This is a genomic window from Kitasatospora sp. NPDC096077 (assembly GCF_040303245.1).
Lineage (GTDB): Bacteria > Actinomycetota > Actinomycetes > Streptomycetales > Streptomycetaceae > Kitasatospora.
Window position 1 is genome coordinate 342736 of the sequence record NZ_JBEOSV010000001.1, and the last position, 14428, is coordinate 357163.

General features: G+C 73.9%; 13 protein-coding genes. 5 read left to right on the forward strand and 8 right to left on the reverse strand.

The features are described 5' to 3' along the window. Window positions 1-72: 72 nt before the first annotated feature. Together ABTZ03_RS01250 and ABTZ03_RS01255 are read right to left on the reverse strand one after the other, a co-directional pair. On the reverse strand, window positions 73-951 hold the full coding sequence (locus ABTZ03_RS01250) for a geranyl diphosphate 2-C-methyltransferase (RefSeq protein WP_350510755.1): 879 nt from the start codon (window positions 949-951) through the stop codon (window positions 73-75). Between the two features lie 91 nt (window positions 952-1042). After that, entirely contained in the window at window positions 1043-2500 is a 1458-nt protein-coding gene (locus tag ABTZ03_RS01255; protein ID WP_502894362.1) for a family 2 encapsulin nanocompartment cargo protein terpene cyclase, read from the reverse strand. Window positions 2501-3022: 522 nt separating this feature from the next. Here ABTZ03_RS01255 and ABTZ03_RS01260 point away from each other — a divergent pair. Next, window positions 3023-4348, forward strand: a complete 1326-nt coding sequence (locus ABTZ03_RS01260) for a radical SAM protein (protein WP_350510757.1) — start codon at window positions 3023-3025, stop codon at window positions 4346-4348. Between the two features lie 49 nt (window positions 4349-4397). Here the strand turns inward: ABTZ03_RS01260 and ABTZ03_RS01265 are convergent, their stop codons facing one another. Together ABTZ03_RS01265 and sph are read right to left on the reverse strand one after the other, a co-directional pair. Continuing rightward, window positions 4398-5216, reverse strand: coding sequence for a thioesterase family protein (locus tag ABTZ03_RS01265; RefSeq protein ID WP_350510758.1), 819 nt, complete (start codon window positions 5214-5216; stop codon window positions 4398-4400). Window positions 5217-5376: 160 nt separating this feature from the next. Next, complete coding sequence (sph, locus tag ABTZ03_RS01270) at window positions 5377-6354, reverse strand: sphingomyelin phosphodiesterase (RefSeq protein WP_350510759.1); 978 nt, start codon at window positions 6352-6354, stop codon at window positions 5377-5379. 317 nt (window positions 6355-6671) lie between these two features. Between sph and ABTZ03_RS01275 the strand changes: the two genes are divergently transcribed. Next, window positions 6672-8219 (forward strand): Na+/H+ antiporter, encoded by a 1548-nt coding sequence (locus ABTZ03_RS01275; RefSeq protein WP_350510760.1) that lies wholly within the window; start codon window positions 6672-6674, stop codon window positions 8217-8219. A 15-nt stretch (window positions 8220-8234) separates the two neighbouring features. Here ABTZ03_RS01275 and ABTZ03_RS01280 read toward each other — a convergent pair whose 3' ends face one another. Continuing rightward, the gene (locus tag ABTZ03_RS01280) at window positions 8235-8651 is read right to left on the reverse strand and encodes a DUF3592 domain-containing protein (RefSeq protein ID WP_350510761.1); all 417 of its coding nucleotides are present in this window, start codon (window positions 8649-8651) and stop codon (window positions 8235-8237) included. A 155-nt stretch (window positions 8652-8806) separates the two neighbouring features. On the opposite strand from ABTZ03_RS01280, the gene ABTZ03_RS01285 reads away from it, so the two are divergent. Then, window positions 8807-9487 carry a hypothetical protein gene (locus ABTZ03_RS01285; RefSeq protein ID WP_350510762.1) on the forward strand — a complete coding sequence of 227 codons (681 nt, stop codon included), beginning with the start codon at window positions 8807-8809 and terminating at the stop codon, window positions 9485-9487. Between the two features lie 148 nt (window positions 9488-9635). On the opposite strand, the gene ABTZ03_RS01290 is transcribed toward ABTZ03_RS01285, so the two are convergent. Continuing rightward, window positions 9636-10520, reverse strand: coding sequence for a winged helix-turn-helix transcriptional regulator (locus ABTZ03_RS01290; protein ID WP_350510763.1), 885 nt, complete (start codon window positions 10518-10520; stop codon window positions 9636-9638). 71 nt (window positions 10521-10591) lie between these two features. Between ABTZ03_RS01290 and ABTZ03_RS01295 the strand changes: the two genes are divergently transcribed. After that, window positions 10592-11863 (forward strand): MFS transporter, encoded by a 1272-nt coding sequence (locus tag ABTZ03_RS01295; protein ID WP_350510764.1) that lies wholly within the window; start codon window positions 10592-10594, stop codon window positions 11861-11863. Window positions 11864-11901: 38 nt separating this feature from the next. Here ABTZ03_RS01295 and ABTZ03_RS01300 read toward each other — a convergent pair whose 3' ends face one another. Beyond that, the gene (locus ABTZ03_RS01300) at window positions 11902-12651 is read right to left on the reverse strand and encodes an ArsR/SmtB family transcription factor (RefSeq protein ID WP_350510765.1); all 750 of its coding nucleotides are present in this window, start codon (window positions 12649-12651) and stop codon (window positions 11902-11904) included. Between the two features lie 102 nt (window positions 12652-12753). Here ABTZ03_RS01300 and ABTZ03_RS01305 point away from each other — a divergent pair, with 102 nt between their 5' ends. Continuing rightward, window positions 12754-13311, forward strand: coding sequence for a GNAT family N-acetyltransferase (locus tag ABTZ03_RS01305; protein WP_350510766.1), 558 nt, complete (start codon window positions 12754-12756; stop codon window positions 13309-13311). Between the two features lie 98 nt (window positions 13312-13409). On the opposite strand, the gene ABTZ03_RS01310 is transcribed toward ABTZ03_RS01305, so the two are convergent. Next, window positions 13410-14246, reverse strand: a complete 837-nt coding sequence (locus tag ABTZ03_RS01310) for a hypothetical protein (RefSeq protein ID WP_350510767.1) — start codon at window positions 14244-14246, stop codon at window positions 13410-13412. Window positions 14247-14428: the final 182 nt, after the last annotated feature.

Sequence of the window (14428 nt, forward strand, 5' to 3'; positions counted from 1 at the left end):
GAACGCTCGACGGCCGACGGGCGGCCTCCCCGCATTCACTGCGGGGAGGCCGCCCGTCGTACCGGCGCCGGATCAGACCCGGTCGGCCGCGATCAGCACGTACTGGAACGAGCCGTCCTTGTAGGACTCGATGAACGCCTCCTCGATGCCGGTGACCAGCGAGGTGGTGTTGCGCAGCTCCCAGTAGGGCAGGGTGTCCGGGGTGAGGTCGATCACGGCCTGGGGCACCAGGCGGTTGTCGGCCATCGCCCGCAGGTACTCGCGGCGGGAGTGGATGTTGCACTCGAAGTGCGCGTTGATCTGCGAGACCCACTTCGACGGCTGGCCGTACTTCGGGTTCCAGCAGCCGGTGATGGTCACGTACCGGCCGCCGACCGAGAGCACCCGGGCGTGCTCGGCGAACAGGTCGTGCAGGTCGACGTACATGCTGGACTCGTTGTTCCAGGAGCCGGCGACGGAGCCGTTCTCCAGCGGCATGTCCAGCATGTTGGCGACCCGGGAGCGGACGAAGTCGCCGATGCCCAGCTCGCCGGCGCGCTTGTTGCCGAACTCGGCCTGCTGGGTGGAGAGGGTCAGGCCCTCGACCTTGCAGCCGAAGCGCTGGTGGGCCATGACCATCGAGCCGCCGCGGCCGCAGCCGGCGTCCAGCAGGGTGTGCTCGGGCTTGATGTCGCCGAGGTGGTCGAGCAGTACGTCGGCCTGGGCGGACTCCAGGCGGTGCAGCTCGGTGATGACCTTCTTCTCGCGCTCGCTGTCGGCCGGGTCGCCGATCGCGGCCTGGTCGATCTCGCCGATGCCGTAGTGGTGGTGGTACAGGCCGTCGACGTCGCCCAGGCGCAGGTTCACCGGGCGGGCCTCGTTGTTCCAGTAGCGGGCGATGTCGCTCTGGTACGGGGTTGCCGGGCCGGGGATGGCGCCGCTGGGGGTGGTGAGGTCGTCGGTCAGGGACATGGGGGTCAACTCCAGTGTTCTCACGGATGGTTAGCGGAAAATCAGGCGACTGCCCGGCCGGCCGGCGGCCGGCGCCGGGAACCGGAGGCGGTCACCAGAAGTCGGGCAGGCTGTAGCGGTGGATGTTGGTCTGGTGCCAGTGGTGGTTGCCGTCGAGCCACACGGCCACGCCGCGCAGGAACCGCACCAGGCTCGGCACCGGGCAGGCGACGGCCAGCGCGGCCGACTCGGCCTCGAAGGCGTGCATCAGCTCGTTGTGCACCTCGACGGCCTTCAGGTAGCCCTCCTGGCGGGAGACGCCCTCGCGCTCGGAGATCACCACCGGCAGGTTCAGGTGGAGCCCCGGGCTGGCGAGCTCCTTGGTGTACGAGTAGAGGTCGTTGACGATCGTGGTGGCGTTGCCGGCCAGGGCGATCACCCGCTGCATGGCGGGCAGCGCGTGGAGTTCGACCGGCAGCTCGTAGCCGCCGACGGTGTCGGTGATCGTCGGGCAGGGGCGGAAGTTGTTGAACTGGCGCATCGCCAGGTACTCCCACACCTCCGGGACGTGCTCGGCCTCGGCCCAGGAGGCCTCGGCCAGGTACCCCAGGTGCAACCGCGCCATGTCGTGCCGGAAGCGGTCCGCCTGGGAGGGCGTGGAGGCGCGGACGAAGTAGTCCATCGCCGAGCGGTACGAGCGCCGGGGCGCGTCCTCGGCGAGCGAGGCCTCCCAGGCCGGGTGGTACTCCCCGGTGGTGTGCAGCGGGTCCAGCGCGGTGTGGGCGAGCAGCAGGCGGCTGCCCAGGCCGATCGGCGAGCCGCCGAGGTCCTCGCAGTAGCAGTCGTCCACCGCGTTCTCGGCGACCATCAGCCGGGCCGCCAGCATCAGGTGGTCGATGCTCGGTGCGTCGGGGTGGCAGGCCACCATGTAGCGCCCGGTGGAGAACCCGTCGAAGTCCTTCTCCCACTCCGGCGGGTAGAGCTCGATCTCGTCGATCGCCCAGGCCTTGATGCGCTGGCTGAGCGCCTCCACCCGGACCGGGTCGGGCTCGGCGATCGGGTGGTGGTAGAGGCCGGGGATGGGGTCGCCGGTCCTCGGCTTCCCACCGCGCGGCGCGGCGGCGGCCGAGGCCGGCAGCAGCTGGGCGAGCGAGGGGACGGAGGGCAGTCGGAACCCGTCCAGGAGGGCGTCCAGCGCCCCGGACCCGGTGCCGATCCCGGGCGCGGCCCCGGCGCCGACCCCGATCTTGGCCGCGATCGCCTCCACGGCCACGACCTCGACCAGCGCGGCCTCGGCCACGGCGGTCTCGGCGGCCGACGCGGTCGGGACCTCGGATGCGGGAGCCTCGACCGCCGGAGCGGCGGGTGCCACGGCCTCGGGGGCCGGGACGGCGGGGGCGGCCTCCGGTACGACGACCTCGGGCACGGTCACCGCCGGCGCGGCGACCTCGGGCACGGCGGCCTGGGGTGCCGGGGCCTGCGGTGCCGGGGCCTGGGGCCTCAACTGCAGCCCGGAGGTGCCCAGTCCGGTGGGACCGCCGAGGATCCGCTCGATCGCCGGGGAGCTCATGAGTGCACCGCCGGGGCGGTGGCGGGCCCGGGTGGTGTGCCCGTTCCGGTGCGCAGGGGCATGGAGCCTCCTCTGAAGGGGATCGCAGGATTGACGGGTCGTCATCTCGCCCGCCGCGATGGGGAACTCCACGCCGCGGGCCCCGTCTCGCTCGCTTCACAACCGTAGGCGGGATGACCCGTTCCGAAACGCATCGGACGATCATCTACACCCGATTAGGTGAACGTTCATGCGTACGGCGTTTGAAACGCGCCCTCGTAGTGCAGCACTCCGCCCCACCACCCGGGGCCCGGTCGTGCGCCCGTCGACGCGCCCCGCCCCGGCCCCGCGTCAACCTGTCGCCCGCCCCCGTGTCCCGCCCCGCCCGGCGGCGTCGCGCCCGCCGCGACGGGGACCGTTCGAGCGCGGACGGCCCGGCCCGGCGCCGCCCACCCACGGCCCGGCGTCCGGCCGGTCGCATAAAGGGGAGAAGAATGGCCGGGGCGCCGTGCGAGGAACGGGGCCGGGAAGGAAGAGCAGCGCATGGAGAGCCAGCCCCGCAATCGCACCGCCCTCGTCGAGGACCTCATGGAACGGTTCCCCGACGTGCCCCGGGAGGCGGTGATCAAGGAGGACCTGCTGCGCGGCGGGATGGCCTTCGACGAGTCCGCACTCAGCGGCAGCACCGGCACCGACGGGAGCGGCGAGGTCAAGCCGAAGTCGTACTTCATCTTCTCCTTCGACCACCGCACCCTGCCCGAGCTCGGCGCGGCCGCGCTGAACCGGCCGCCGGAGGAGGTGGTGCTGACCGGCGGGCCGTACGGGCTGCGCCGCACCGTGGTGTCGGTGCGGGTCAACCCGGACTCGCCGTACCGGGTGCGGGCCGGCGAGGACGGCACCCTGGGCCTCTACCTGGACGGCGCGCGGATCGCCGACGTCGGTCTGCCGCCGATGCCCGACTACTACCGGCACACCCTGGCCAACGGGAAGTCGGTGATGGAGGTCGCCCCGACCATCCAGTGGGGCTATCTGATCTACCTCACGGTGTTCCGGGTCTGCCAGTACTTCGGCGCCAAGGAGGAGTGCCAGTACTGCGACATCAACCACAACTGGCGCCAGCACAAGGCCGCCGGCCGCCCGTACACCGGGGTCAAGCCGGTCGAGGAGGTGCTGGAGGCGCTGGAGATCATCGACCGCCACGACACCGCCCGGGCCTCCCGGGCGTACACCCTCACCGGCGGCGCGATCACCTCGCAGGTCGGCGGCCGGGACGAGGCGGACTTCTACGGGCAGTACGCCAAGGCCATCGAGGAGCGCTTCCCCGACCGCTGGATCGGCAAGGTGGTCGCCCAGGCGCTGCCGCGCGACGACGTCCAGCGCTTCCACGACTACGGCGTGAAGATCTACCACCCCAACTTCGAGGTGTGGGACAAGCGGCTGTTCGAGCTCTACTGCCCCGGCAAGGAGCGCTACGTCGGCCGGGACGAGTGGCACCGCCGGATCCTGGACTCCACCGAGGTGTTCGGCGCGGAGAACGTGATCCCCAACTTCGTGGCGGGCGTGGAGATGGCCGAGCCCTTCGGGTTCACCACCGTCGACGAGGCGATCGCCTCCACCCGGGAGGGGCTGCGCTTCTTCATGTCCCACGGCGTGGTGCCGCGCTTCACCACCTGGTGCCCCGAGCCCACCACCCCGCTCGGCAAGGCCAACCCCCAGGGCGCCCCGCTGGAGTACCACATCCGGCTGCTGCAGACCTACCGGGCCACCCTGGAGGAGTTCGGCCTCTCCTCCCCGCCCGGCTACGGACCGGCCGGGCCGGGCAGGGCGGTGTTCTCGGTCAGCTCCTTCATGGACTCGCTGCCGGGCTGACCGGCTGGTGGTGGCCCGCCTCACCCGGGGCGGGCCACCACCGCGGGGCTCAACTCCCGGGCATCGGGCGGACGGTGAGGATCTGCTCGGCCCGGCCCACCGGCCCGTCGACGTCGTGCAGCACGGTGCTGGTGACGCCGTGGCCGGCGGGGCCGAAGCTGACCCGGGTGTCCAGCCCGGTCCAGCGGCCGCCGGGGCGGCGGTGGAAGTGGACGGTCAGGTCGGTGTTGGGGAACATCCACGCGTCGGGCTGCTCCCGGACGGCGATCCCGTTGGCGGTGTCGACCAGCGCGATGAAGGCGGCGTGCGGGCTGCTGGGCTCCCCCGCGACGAGTTGCAGCGGGGTGGACAGCCAGGCGGCAGCGCGGCCGGGCGCGGTGGAGCGGCGGCGGACCTCGACGGAGGCGATGTAGCCGCCGGGCCACTGCTCGCTCATCGGCCAGGGCTCGAACTCCTCGGGCGCGGGCAGCGGTTCGTCGTGGGTGCCGGCGACGGCACTGGTGTCCTGCTCGGCCAGGAACCAGGCCCTGGCCCGGACCACGGCGCGGCCGGCGATCGAGGCGACCGCCTCCACCAGTTCGATGGTGCGGCCCGGGCGGAGGGTCTCCACCGTGATCTCCAGCTCGTCCAGGGCGATCAGGCCCAGTATGTCGAAGCTGATCCGGGCCAGCGCAAGGCCCTCGGCCGGGCGGCCGGCCACCTGCTGCCCGGCCCGGTGGTGATCGATCGCGTGGACGATCAGGCCGCCCACCGGGCTGAAGTGCTGCTCGTCGGGGTGCCAGGCGCCCTGGGCATGGGCGGTGGGCTTGTAGCGGTGCTCGCCGGTGCGCTGGTAGTAGCTCTCGGGGGCGGCGGTGGGGCTGGTCAAGGTGCGCTTCTCCTCGGGCGGATCGCGGGTGGTGCCGGGCGGGCGCCGCACCGGGCCCAGGCGTCGGCGGCGTCCGCGATCACGATCGTAGGAGCCCGAACCGCTCCGGGAGCTGTGATGCGCCCCACAGGCCGTCCGGCACGGCCCGGGGGCGCCGGGCTCAGCGCGCGATCAGCGGGTAGTGGTCGGAGAGGTCGGTGTAGGTGTAGCTCTTGCCCCAGCTGCTCACCGTCCACGGCGCGCTGTGCACCCGCCGCACCTCGTTGGTGTACTGCTGCGGGCGGGCGTGGTCGGCGCGGTAGAGCACGTGGTCGAGGTCCTCCTTGGGCTCGCCCGGGTAGCGGTACGCGGCGATGGAGTTGTCGGCGGTGTCGAAGGAGTACGGCCAGCCGGTGCGGGCGGAGGCCGGGGCGAGGTTGCCGCCGGTCAGCAGGGCCTGGTACTCGGTGCCGTGGAAGTCGATGTTGAGGTCCCCGGCGACCACGATCGGTTCGGCGGCCGGGATCCGCTTGGCGTCCAGGAAGGCCCGCATGGCGCCGAGTTGCCGGGCCCGGATGTCGGCGGCCTGGCCGCTGGCGCAGCCGGAGTCGGTGGACTGGAGGTGGGTGCCGACCACGTGGGTGCGGCGGCCGCCGACGTCCAGGACGGCGTAGGCGAAGCCCTTGTTGGACCACCAGTCCGAGCCGCAGGCGTCCTTGTAGACGTACTGCTCCTTGTGCAGGATCGGCCACTTGCTGAGCAGGACGACCCCGCCGTCCTCCGGCGTGGTGGCGCTGTAGCTGCCGGAGGTGGCGTCCCAGCCGCTGGTGGAGCGGCCGACCACGGGCGTGTGGTACGGGTAGGCGGCCGAGGCCTTGGCGACCAGGGCGTCGGAGGCGGCGTTGTCGAAGGCCTCCTCCAGCACGACCACGTCGTGGCCCTGGAAGAAGTCGGCCGCGGCGATGGCCTGGGCGCGGTGCTGCTGGCCCCAGTTGGGGTAGAGCGAGGTGCTCATCAGGAAGGTGTTGTAGCTCAGGACGTCCAGCGGCGGCGCGGTGGCCGGGGCGCTCTCGGCGCCGGCCGGGGTGCCGCCGAGGGCGGCCAGCACGGTGGCGGCGGCGCCGACGGCGAGGGTGCGACGGAGGGACGGCAGGGGCATCTGGGCTCCGTGGGGGAGTTGGCGACCCGGCGGGTCGCGGGATGTTGTGCATCCAACTTCGGTGCGTGCACGGCCCGCAAGACTTCCGGCGAGCATTCGGTGAATTCGTTCGGAACAGAACGGCCCTTCGGCGGCCTGCCCTCTCCCCCGGTCCTGACCTGCGGTCAGCGGGCCGCCGACGCGGATATCCCTCTCGACCCCCGCCAAAGGACCGATAAGATGACCGACGGTGTGCCGGGAAGTCTGGTCGGCTCGGGGGACGACTGCGGCGATCGGGCTTCGGCGACCCCGGTGTTCGCGATGGGTCGTTTCTGCAGATGCACGCCGTGGGGATCGTTCTCGTCCTGGTCGTCCTGGCCACCAGCGTGGCCACCTTCGCCCGCCGATGGCGGGTGCCCGCGCCCTCCCTGCTGGTGCTGGTCGGGCTCGGCGTCGCCCTCGTCCCCGGCGTGCCCGCCCTGCACGTGCCCCCGCAGATCATCGGCGCGGTGGTGCTGCCGCCACTGCTCTACTCCTCCGCCGAGGAACTGTCGCTGCGCGACCTGCGGACGGTCTGGCGGCCGGTCACCATCCTCTCCTTCGGCCTGGTCTTCGCCTCCGCCGCGGCCGTCGGCTTCGCGGCCGTCGCCGTCGCCGGACTGCCGCCCGCGATGGCCTTCGTGCTCGGCGCCGTGCTCTCCAGCACCGACCCGGTCGCGGTCACCGCGCTCGGCCGACGGCTCGCCCTGCCCGGGCGGGTCCAGGTGCTGGTCCAGGCCGAGAGCCTGTTCAACGACGCCACCTCGCTGGTGCTGTTCAAGGTGGCCGTGGGCGTCGCGGTGGCGGCCGGCGGGACGGTCGACCTGCCCGCCGCGGGCGGCGAGCTGGTACTGCTCGGCGGGGGCGGCAGCCTGGTCGGCGCGGCCGTCGCCGGGCTGGTCTGGCTGCTCCGCCGCCGCACCACCGACCCGGTGCTGGAGACCGTGATAGCCCTGGTCACCCCGTACGCGGCCTATGTGCTGGCGGAGTCCGCGCACACCTCGGGCGTCACCTCGGTGGTGGTCGCCGGGGTGCTGCTCGGCCGCTCCGGCCACCGGCTGACCGACGCCCGGATCCGGCTGCAGCTGCACGCCGTCTACGCGGTGGTGGTGTTCCTGCTGGAGAGCGTCGTGTTCTCGATCGTCGGCCTGGAACTGCCCACCCTGGTCCGGGAACTGCCGGCCGGCACCGGCTGGTGGCCGCTCCAGTCGATGGCGATAGCCGCGCTGCTGATCGCCGTCCGGGTGCTCTGGACCCTGCCGCTGACCCGCGCGGTCAAACCCAGCCAGGGGCGGCTGTCCTGGCGGGTCGCCGGGGTGGTCACCTGGGCCGGCACCCGGGGCGTCATGCCGCTGGCCGCCGCGCTGTCCATCCCGCTGCTCACCGACAGCGGCTCGCACCTGGACGGGCGGCCGCTGGTGCTGGTGCTCACCGTCTCCAACGTGGTGCTCACCCTGGTCGTCCAGGGCCTGACCCTGGCCGCCGTGGTCAACCGCTCCGGGCTCGCCCTGGAACCCGAGCACACCGCGCGCGAGGAGGAGGACGCCCGGGACGAACTCAACCGCGCCGCCCTGGACCACGTCGAGGGCCTGGCCGAGCTGGAGGCCGTGCCGGAGACCGCCGTCGACCGGGTCCGCCGCGCCCTGACCGCCCGGCTCGACCGCACCCCCGAGGCCCCGGACGGCACCACCGCCGACGACGCCTACCGCCAACTGCGGCGCGAGGTCATCGGGGTGCAGAACGCCCGGCTGCACGGCCTCTACGAGGAGCACCGGATCAGCGACACCACGCTGAGACTGCTCCAGCGCGACCTCGACCTGGAACAGGCGGCGCTGGGAAGGCCCTGACCGCGCCCGCCGGATTCAGAACATCAGCCGGACCAGGCCGACCGCGCCGAGCGCGCAGAGCACCGACAGCGCGGCGAGGCCGGTCGGTCCCGGTGGCGGCGGGAGTCGGCGCGCGGGGTCGACCGCCAGGCCGCGCCCCGGGCGGGCGGGGTGGTAGAGCACCACCGCCTCGTCGCCCTCCTGGAACCGGCCGCCCTCCGGCCGCTGGTCGGAGCGGACCAGCTCGACGGTCCGCCCGTCCGGCAGGCCGTACTCGATGGTCACCCGTCGACGGTCGTAGCCCTCGGCGGTGGTGTGCCACCGGACCTTCCGCACCCGGCCGACCACGCACACGCCCTCCCGGCGCAGCGCGCGGTCCGTCCCGCTCGCCGAGGCGAACAGTGCGGCAAGGCCGGCCAGGACCACCGCCCCGACCAGAAGGAACAGATCCACCACCCACACGACGGTCAATGTACCTACCACGCAAAGGAGTTGGGAAGACGGCCTGGGCCGGCCGCAGGTCGGGCGGCACCCCGGCCTTCCAGCACCGCGGGGCTGCCGTCACACTGTCGCGAGCACGAACGGAACCACCGGAAGACGGGGGCAGCATGGCCAGGCGTCCGAACAAGAAGCAGAAGAGGCCGCTCGCGGCGGGAGCGGCCCGGCCGGCCAAGGCGGTCCGGCGGCGCCCCCGCAAGGACGTCCCGCTCGCCCCGCGCACGGTGCGCCGGACCGCCCTGCTGGTCGGGCTGCTCGCCCCGGTGCTGATCCTGGGCCTGCTCGCGCTCGCCACCAACCCTGACTACCAGGCCCCCTGCACGATCCTGGCGGTCCTGGTGCTGATGGCGGCGGTCGTCGGACTGATGCTGATCCGCAGCACCGGCTGGGTGGTCTGGCCCGCCGTACTGCTGGGCGTGCTGCTGCTGGTGATCCCCACCGCCGCCTTCCGGGCCCAGCTGCTGTCCCACCGCGGGGTGGACACCCGGGTGGTGATCACCTCGGCCCACAGCGGCAAGGACAAGACGGGCAAGGTCAGCTGGACCTGCGGCGTCCGGAACGAGGACGGCAGCCCGCTGCCGCACGGCACCATCGGGGGCATCGGCTGCTCCGGCACGGCCGTCGGCCGGACGATGACGGTGCTGGCCGACCCGGACGGCTGGGCACCGCCGGCCACCCACGACGAGGACCTCTCCTTCCGCGGCGCCGGGGCGTACGTCGCGGGCGCCATCGCCGTCCTCTGGGCCGCCCTCACCTTCGGCGCGGCGCGGCGCACCCTGGGCCGCCGGTGACACCTCCTCGGATTCGCCGCCCTCCCCCCACGCGGTGACCAGGCGATCCCCCGTACCGGCAAAACCGGTTGGCCCGGTGCCCCTACTGGGCCGCTGACGGCGGATCTGCCGACCTTCTACCTGCCGTGAGGGAGGGCGCGCCCGTTCGTCACTCCTGCCGCAGGCCGTCCAGCAGCGCGAGGGCCTCCTCGACCGAGCCCGCCGGGTCGGTGACGGGGTAGAGCACGCCGCGGACCGTCCGGCCGGCGTCGAGGACCAGGGTGAGCCGCTTGAGCCGTTCGACGCCGGCGGCGCGGAAGGTGGGCAGCCGCAGCGCGGCGGCGAGTTCCAGTCCGGCGTCGGAGAGCAGGGGGAACGGGAGCCGGGTGTGTTCGGCGAACGCCGCCTGCTGGTCCGGGCGCTGGGTGCTGACGCCGTGGACGGCGGTGTCCCGGGCGGCGAACTCGCCCATCCGGTCGCGGTAGGTGCAGGACTCCAGGGTGCAGCCGGGCGCGCCCGGGATGTCGCCCCAGCCGGGCGGGTGGTCGACCCCTCCCGGGGCGTACGCGCCCGGGTAGCAGTACAGCACCGTCCAGGCGCGGTCGGCGGCGATCGGGTCGACCGTCGCACCGGAGGCGGTGGCGAGTTCCAGCGCGGGCAGCCGGTGGCCGACGAGCGAGTGCACCCGGCGGGTCTCGGCGGAGTCGGGGGTGCTGGTGCCGGTGAGCGAGCCGTCGCCGAGGACGTACCGCCCGCCCCAGTCCTGGAGGGCGACCAGCACCGGCAGCAGGCCCCGGCCCCGGTCCGTCAGGTGGTACTCGTAGCGCGGCGGGTGCGGGTGGTAGAGCCGTTTCTCCAGCACGCCGTCGGCGACCAGTCCCTTCAGGCGCTCGGCGAGCACCTTGCGGCTGATGCCGAGCCCGTGCTGCAGGGCGTCGAACTGGTGGGTGCCGCCGGCGACGTCCCTGATCAGGAGCAGGGTCCAGGTGTCCCCGACGACGGTCAGGGCCTGGGAGATCGCGCAGTCGGGGTCCGCCGCTTCGGTGTGCCGCATGAACACCCATTATAGTGAGTTCCCAAACGGAACTCACTCGGTCGTGGACCGGTGACGGCGAAGGGGTGGACGTGGCGACGAAGACGGTGGACACGGCGAGAACGGCGGACCCGGTCGGGGCGGGCGGGAGCCGGAGCGGGGCGGGGGCGTTCTGGCGCTTCTGGACCGCCTCGACCGTCAGCCGGCTCGGCGACCAGGTGACCACGGTGGCGCTGCCGCTGATCGCCGTGGTCACCCTGCACGCCTCGGCCTTCCAGGTCGGCCTGATCACCGGCGCCGCCTACGTCGCCTGGCTGGTCATCGGGCTGCCGGCCGGCGTCCTGGTCCAGCGGCTGCCCCTGCGCGGCACCCAGGTCGCGATGGACCTGCTCCGCGCGGCAGCGGTCACCTCGGTGCCGCTGGCCGCCTTCCTCGGGGTACTGGGGCTGCCGCAGCTGGTGCTGGTCGCCCTGCTGGTCGGCTTCGCCGGCGTGCTCTTCGACGTCGGAAACTCCACCTTCCTGCCCGCCGTCGTCCCCAAGGAGCAGCTGACCAGCCGCAACAGCCTGCTCTCCGGCAGCGTCGCGGCCACCGACCTGGCCGGGCCCTCGCTCGGCGGCGTGCTGGTCCAACTCGTCGGCGGCGCCGCCTCGATGCTGCTGGACGCGGTCAGCTACCTGGCCTCGGCCGCTCTGCTCGGCAGCCTGCCGCGGATCGCCCGGTCCGCCGCCCCGCGCACCGGCGGCGCCGGGATGCGCGAGCAGATCCGCGAGGGCTGGCGCTTCGTCACCCGGCACCCGGTGATCCGGCCGTGCGTCGCGGACGCCACCGCCCTGAACTTCGTCTGCGGCGGCCTTATGACCCTCACCCCGGTGTTCCTGGTCCGCACCCTCGACGCCCCGGCCGCCGCCGTCGGCGCCCTGATGGCCACCGGCGGACTCGGCAGCCTGCTCGGCGCGGCCGCCACGCCCCGACTGGTCGCCCGGCTCGGCGGCGCCCGCGCGCTGCGCTGGGCGGCCGCGGTGTCCACCGTGTTCGCCCTGCTGCTCCCGGCGGCCGGCTCCGGCTGGGGCACCCTGGTCTTCGCCCTCGGCAACGCCGGGTTCTCGGCCGGGGTGGTGGTCGCCAGCATCGTCACCCGCACCCACCGGCAGACCCACACCCCGCCGGAGCTGCTGTCCCGGGTGATGGCCACCGTCCGCTTCGTCTCCTGGGGCGCGATCCCGGTCGGCGCCCTCGCGGCGGGCGGCGCGGCCGCGCTCTGGGGGCCGCGCACGGCGCTGCTGCTGGTCGCCGTGGTCAGCGTGGCGAGCCCGCTGATCCTGCTGGCCAGCCCGATCCGCCGGATGCGCGAGCTGGCCTGAGCCGGGGGCCGGGCCTGGCTCCCGGCGCGCCGCCGTCCTCAGAAGTCGCCGACGGCCAGCCCGAGGTGCTCCTGCCAGGCCTCCCGGCCCGCCGGGGTCACCGCCAGGGCGCGGCCGGTGCCGACCCGGGTGAGCCAGCCGGCCGCGAGGGCGTGGGCGCACAGGCCCGCCCCGGCCGCGCCGCCCAGGTGGGAGCGGCGCTCGGTCCAGTCCAGGCAGGCCCGCACCGCGGGGCGGCGCGGGCCGCCGGGCAGGGCGACGCCGAGTCCGGCCAGCCAGTCCCGCCCCTCGGCGGTCAGGGCCGGCTCGGGCCCGAGGTCCAGCAGGCCGCGCCCGACCATCGCCTCGGCGACCGCCAGGCCGAGGGCGCCCGCCAGGTGGTCGTAGCAGAGCCGCGCCCGGGCCAGGGCGTGCCGGCGGCCGGAGGCCGCGAGGGTGCGGGGCGGAGCGCTCCGGCGCGGGGCCAGTTCGGCCAGGCTCTCGATCAGCGCCACCACCCGGGGGTCGGTCAGCCGGAGGTAGCGGTGGCGGCCGTGCCGCTCCTCGGCCAGCAGTCCGCCACCGACCAGCAGGTTCAGGTGGGAGGTCGCGGTCGACGGCGCGACCCCGGCGTGCCGGGCGAGCTCGTTCGCGGTCCAGGCCCGGCCGTCCAGCAGCGCCAGGCAGAAGCCGGCCCGGGTGCCGTCGGCCAGCAGCCTGGCCACGGCGGCCAGGTCCACGCCCACGTCCCGGTCGGCGGATCGGTCGGCGGATCCACCGGCGGATCGGTCATCGGATCGGTCGTGCATGCCCTCCATTCTCGCCCGGCACGCTTCGACGCCCGTCGAAGCGTCCGCGCCGTAGCGTTCCCGGGTCCGCCGGGCCACCAGGGCCCGTGAACAGGAGGAACCGTGTCCACCACCCGTCCACCGGAAACCCCGGAACTGACCGTCACCGACTCCCCCGCCGCCACGGACCTCGCGCTGGTCTCCGACGGCCTGGACGGCTTCAACGTCGAGCGGTCCGGGATCGACGACCGCAGGCCGCTCGCCGTCCTGGTCCGCGAACCGGGGACGGGCCGGGTGCTCGGCGGGCTGACCGGGCGCACCTCGCTCGGGCTGTTCTTCGTCGACCTCTTCTTCCTCCCGCCCGAGCTGCGCGGCAGCGGGCTGGGCGGCGAGGTCCTGCGCCGGGCCGAGCAGGAGGCCCGGGACCGCGGCTGCCGCTCCGCCGTGCTCTACACGATCAGCTTCCAGGCCCCCGGCTTCTACCTCAAGCACGGGTGGACGGTGCTCGGCGAGGTCCGGTGCGATCCGCCGGGCACCAGCCGGGTGTTCCTCACCAAGAACCTTGAGGGGCCCAACCCACCTACCACGGAGGGGAGTTCCGAGGAGCGCCGGCACAGCCCGCTCGGCCGTTCGTCACCGCTCGGCACACTGAGGCCGGCGTTCTCGGCGGCCGTGCCGTAGACCTGACAGAGTCCACCGCCGCCCGGGCCCGACCGCGCCCCGCGAGCACCACGCCGGCCCCGGCCCCCCGCGCGGGGAGCCGGGGCCGGTGGCCGCGATCAGTGCTGGCCGGGGTAGCCCGGCTGGCCCGGGTAGGGCACGTTCGGGACCTGCGGCGGGTACGGCTGGGCCTGCGGCGGCACCTGGGCGCCGGGCTGCGCCGGGTACGGCTGGGCCGGCGGGTACGCCTGCGGGGCCGGGTAGGGCTGGGCGGCCTGCGACGCCGGGTACGGCTGCTGCTGCGGGTACGGCTGGGCGGCCTGCGGGGCCGGGTACGGCTGGGCCTGCGGCGCCGGGTACGGCTGGCCCTGCGGGGCGCCGAAGCCCTGCTGCTGCGGGATCATCTGCTGGGCGGGCGCGGGCTGACCGGCCATCGGGTGGCCCATCATCGGCTGGCCCGGGACGGGCTGACCCGGCATCGGGTAGCCCTGGTTCTGCGGGGTGTCGAAGGGCTGCGAGCTCGGGTCGATCGACCCGGGCGGGAAGGCCGCGCTCAGCTGGTCCATCTCGGCCCGCCAGATGCGGTGGATGTTCAGGCGCACCGGGTTGGTGTTGCCCGGCATCTGGACGTACATCGAGCTCCAGATGCTGGCCCGCTTCACCCGGCTGACCGGGAAGGCGTGCCGCGGGAAGGCCGCGACCACCTCGCCGGGGCGGTTGTTCCAGCGGTTCGCCGAGTTGATCACCACGTGGCTGTTGGTGAGCGTCAGGAAGTAGTACCTGCGGGTCAGCACGATGATCAGGCCGACGAGCGGAATCTCACCGAGCGCGGCGGCGAGCCACGGGCTGGGGCCGCTCTCCGCGTGCACGCAGGCGATGAAGGTCTCGCCGGGAGGCGCCACCTGCGAGAGCTTCTCGATGACCTGGGCCTTCTGCTTGGCCCGGAGGAATGCCATGGTCTTCTGTACCTCTTACCCCGTCGTGTCCGCCGACTCGGTGCGGCGGGAAATCGGCTGAGGTTAGCAGGTGGTGATGACACGTCGAACGCCAGCGCCCACGCGGTCGACGGCGCCCCGCCGGGCCTGGTCCCGGCGGGGTCGAGTCGGTATGCGGAGCATCCTTCCGCCGCCCGGGCGGC

Bases quoted from the DNA above. Each gene is read 5' to 3' on its own strand.
- ABTZ03_RS01290 (WP_350510763.1), bottom strand. From the start codon at position 10,520: ATGCGGCACACCGAAGCGGCGGACCCCGACTGCGCGATCTCCCAGGCC.
- ABTZ03_RS01255 (WP_502894362.1), bottom strand. From the start codon at position 2,500: ATGAGCTCCCCGGCGATCGAGCGGATCCTCGGCGGTCCCACCGGACTG.
- sph (WP_350510759.1), bottom strand. From the start codon at position 6,354: ATGCCCCTGCCGTCCCTCCGTCGCACCCTCGCCGTCGGCGCCGCCGCC.
- ABTZ03_RS01285 (WP_350510762.1), top strand. From the start codon at position 8,807: ATGGCCAGGCGTCCGAACAAGAAGCAGAAGAGGCCGCTCGCGGCGGGA.
- ABTZ03_RS01275 (WP_350510760.1), top strand. From the start codon at position 6,672: ATGCACGCCGTGGGGATCGTTCTCGTCCTGGTCGTCCTGGCCACCAGC.
- ABTZ03_RS01260 (WP_350510757.1), top strand. From the start codon at position 3,023: ATGGAGAGCCAGCCCCGCAATCGCACCGCCCTCGTCGAGGACCTCATG.
- ABTZ03_RS01250 (WP_350510755.1), bottom strand. From the start codon at position 951: ATGTCCCTGACCGACGACCTCACCACCCCCAGCGGCGCCATCCCCGGC.
- ABTZ03_RS01310 (WP_350510767.1), bottom strand. From the start codon at position 14,246: ATGGCATTCCTCCGGGCCAAGCAGAAGGCCCAGGTCATCGAGAAGCTC.
- ABTZ03_RS01300 (WP_350510765.1), bottom strand. From the start codon at position 12,651: ATGCACGACCGATCCGATGACCGATCCGCCGGTGGATCCGCCGACCGA.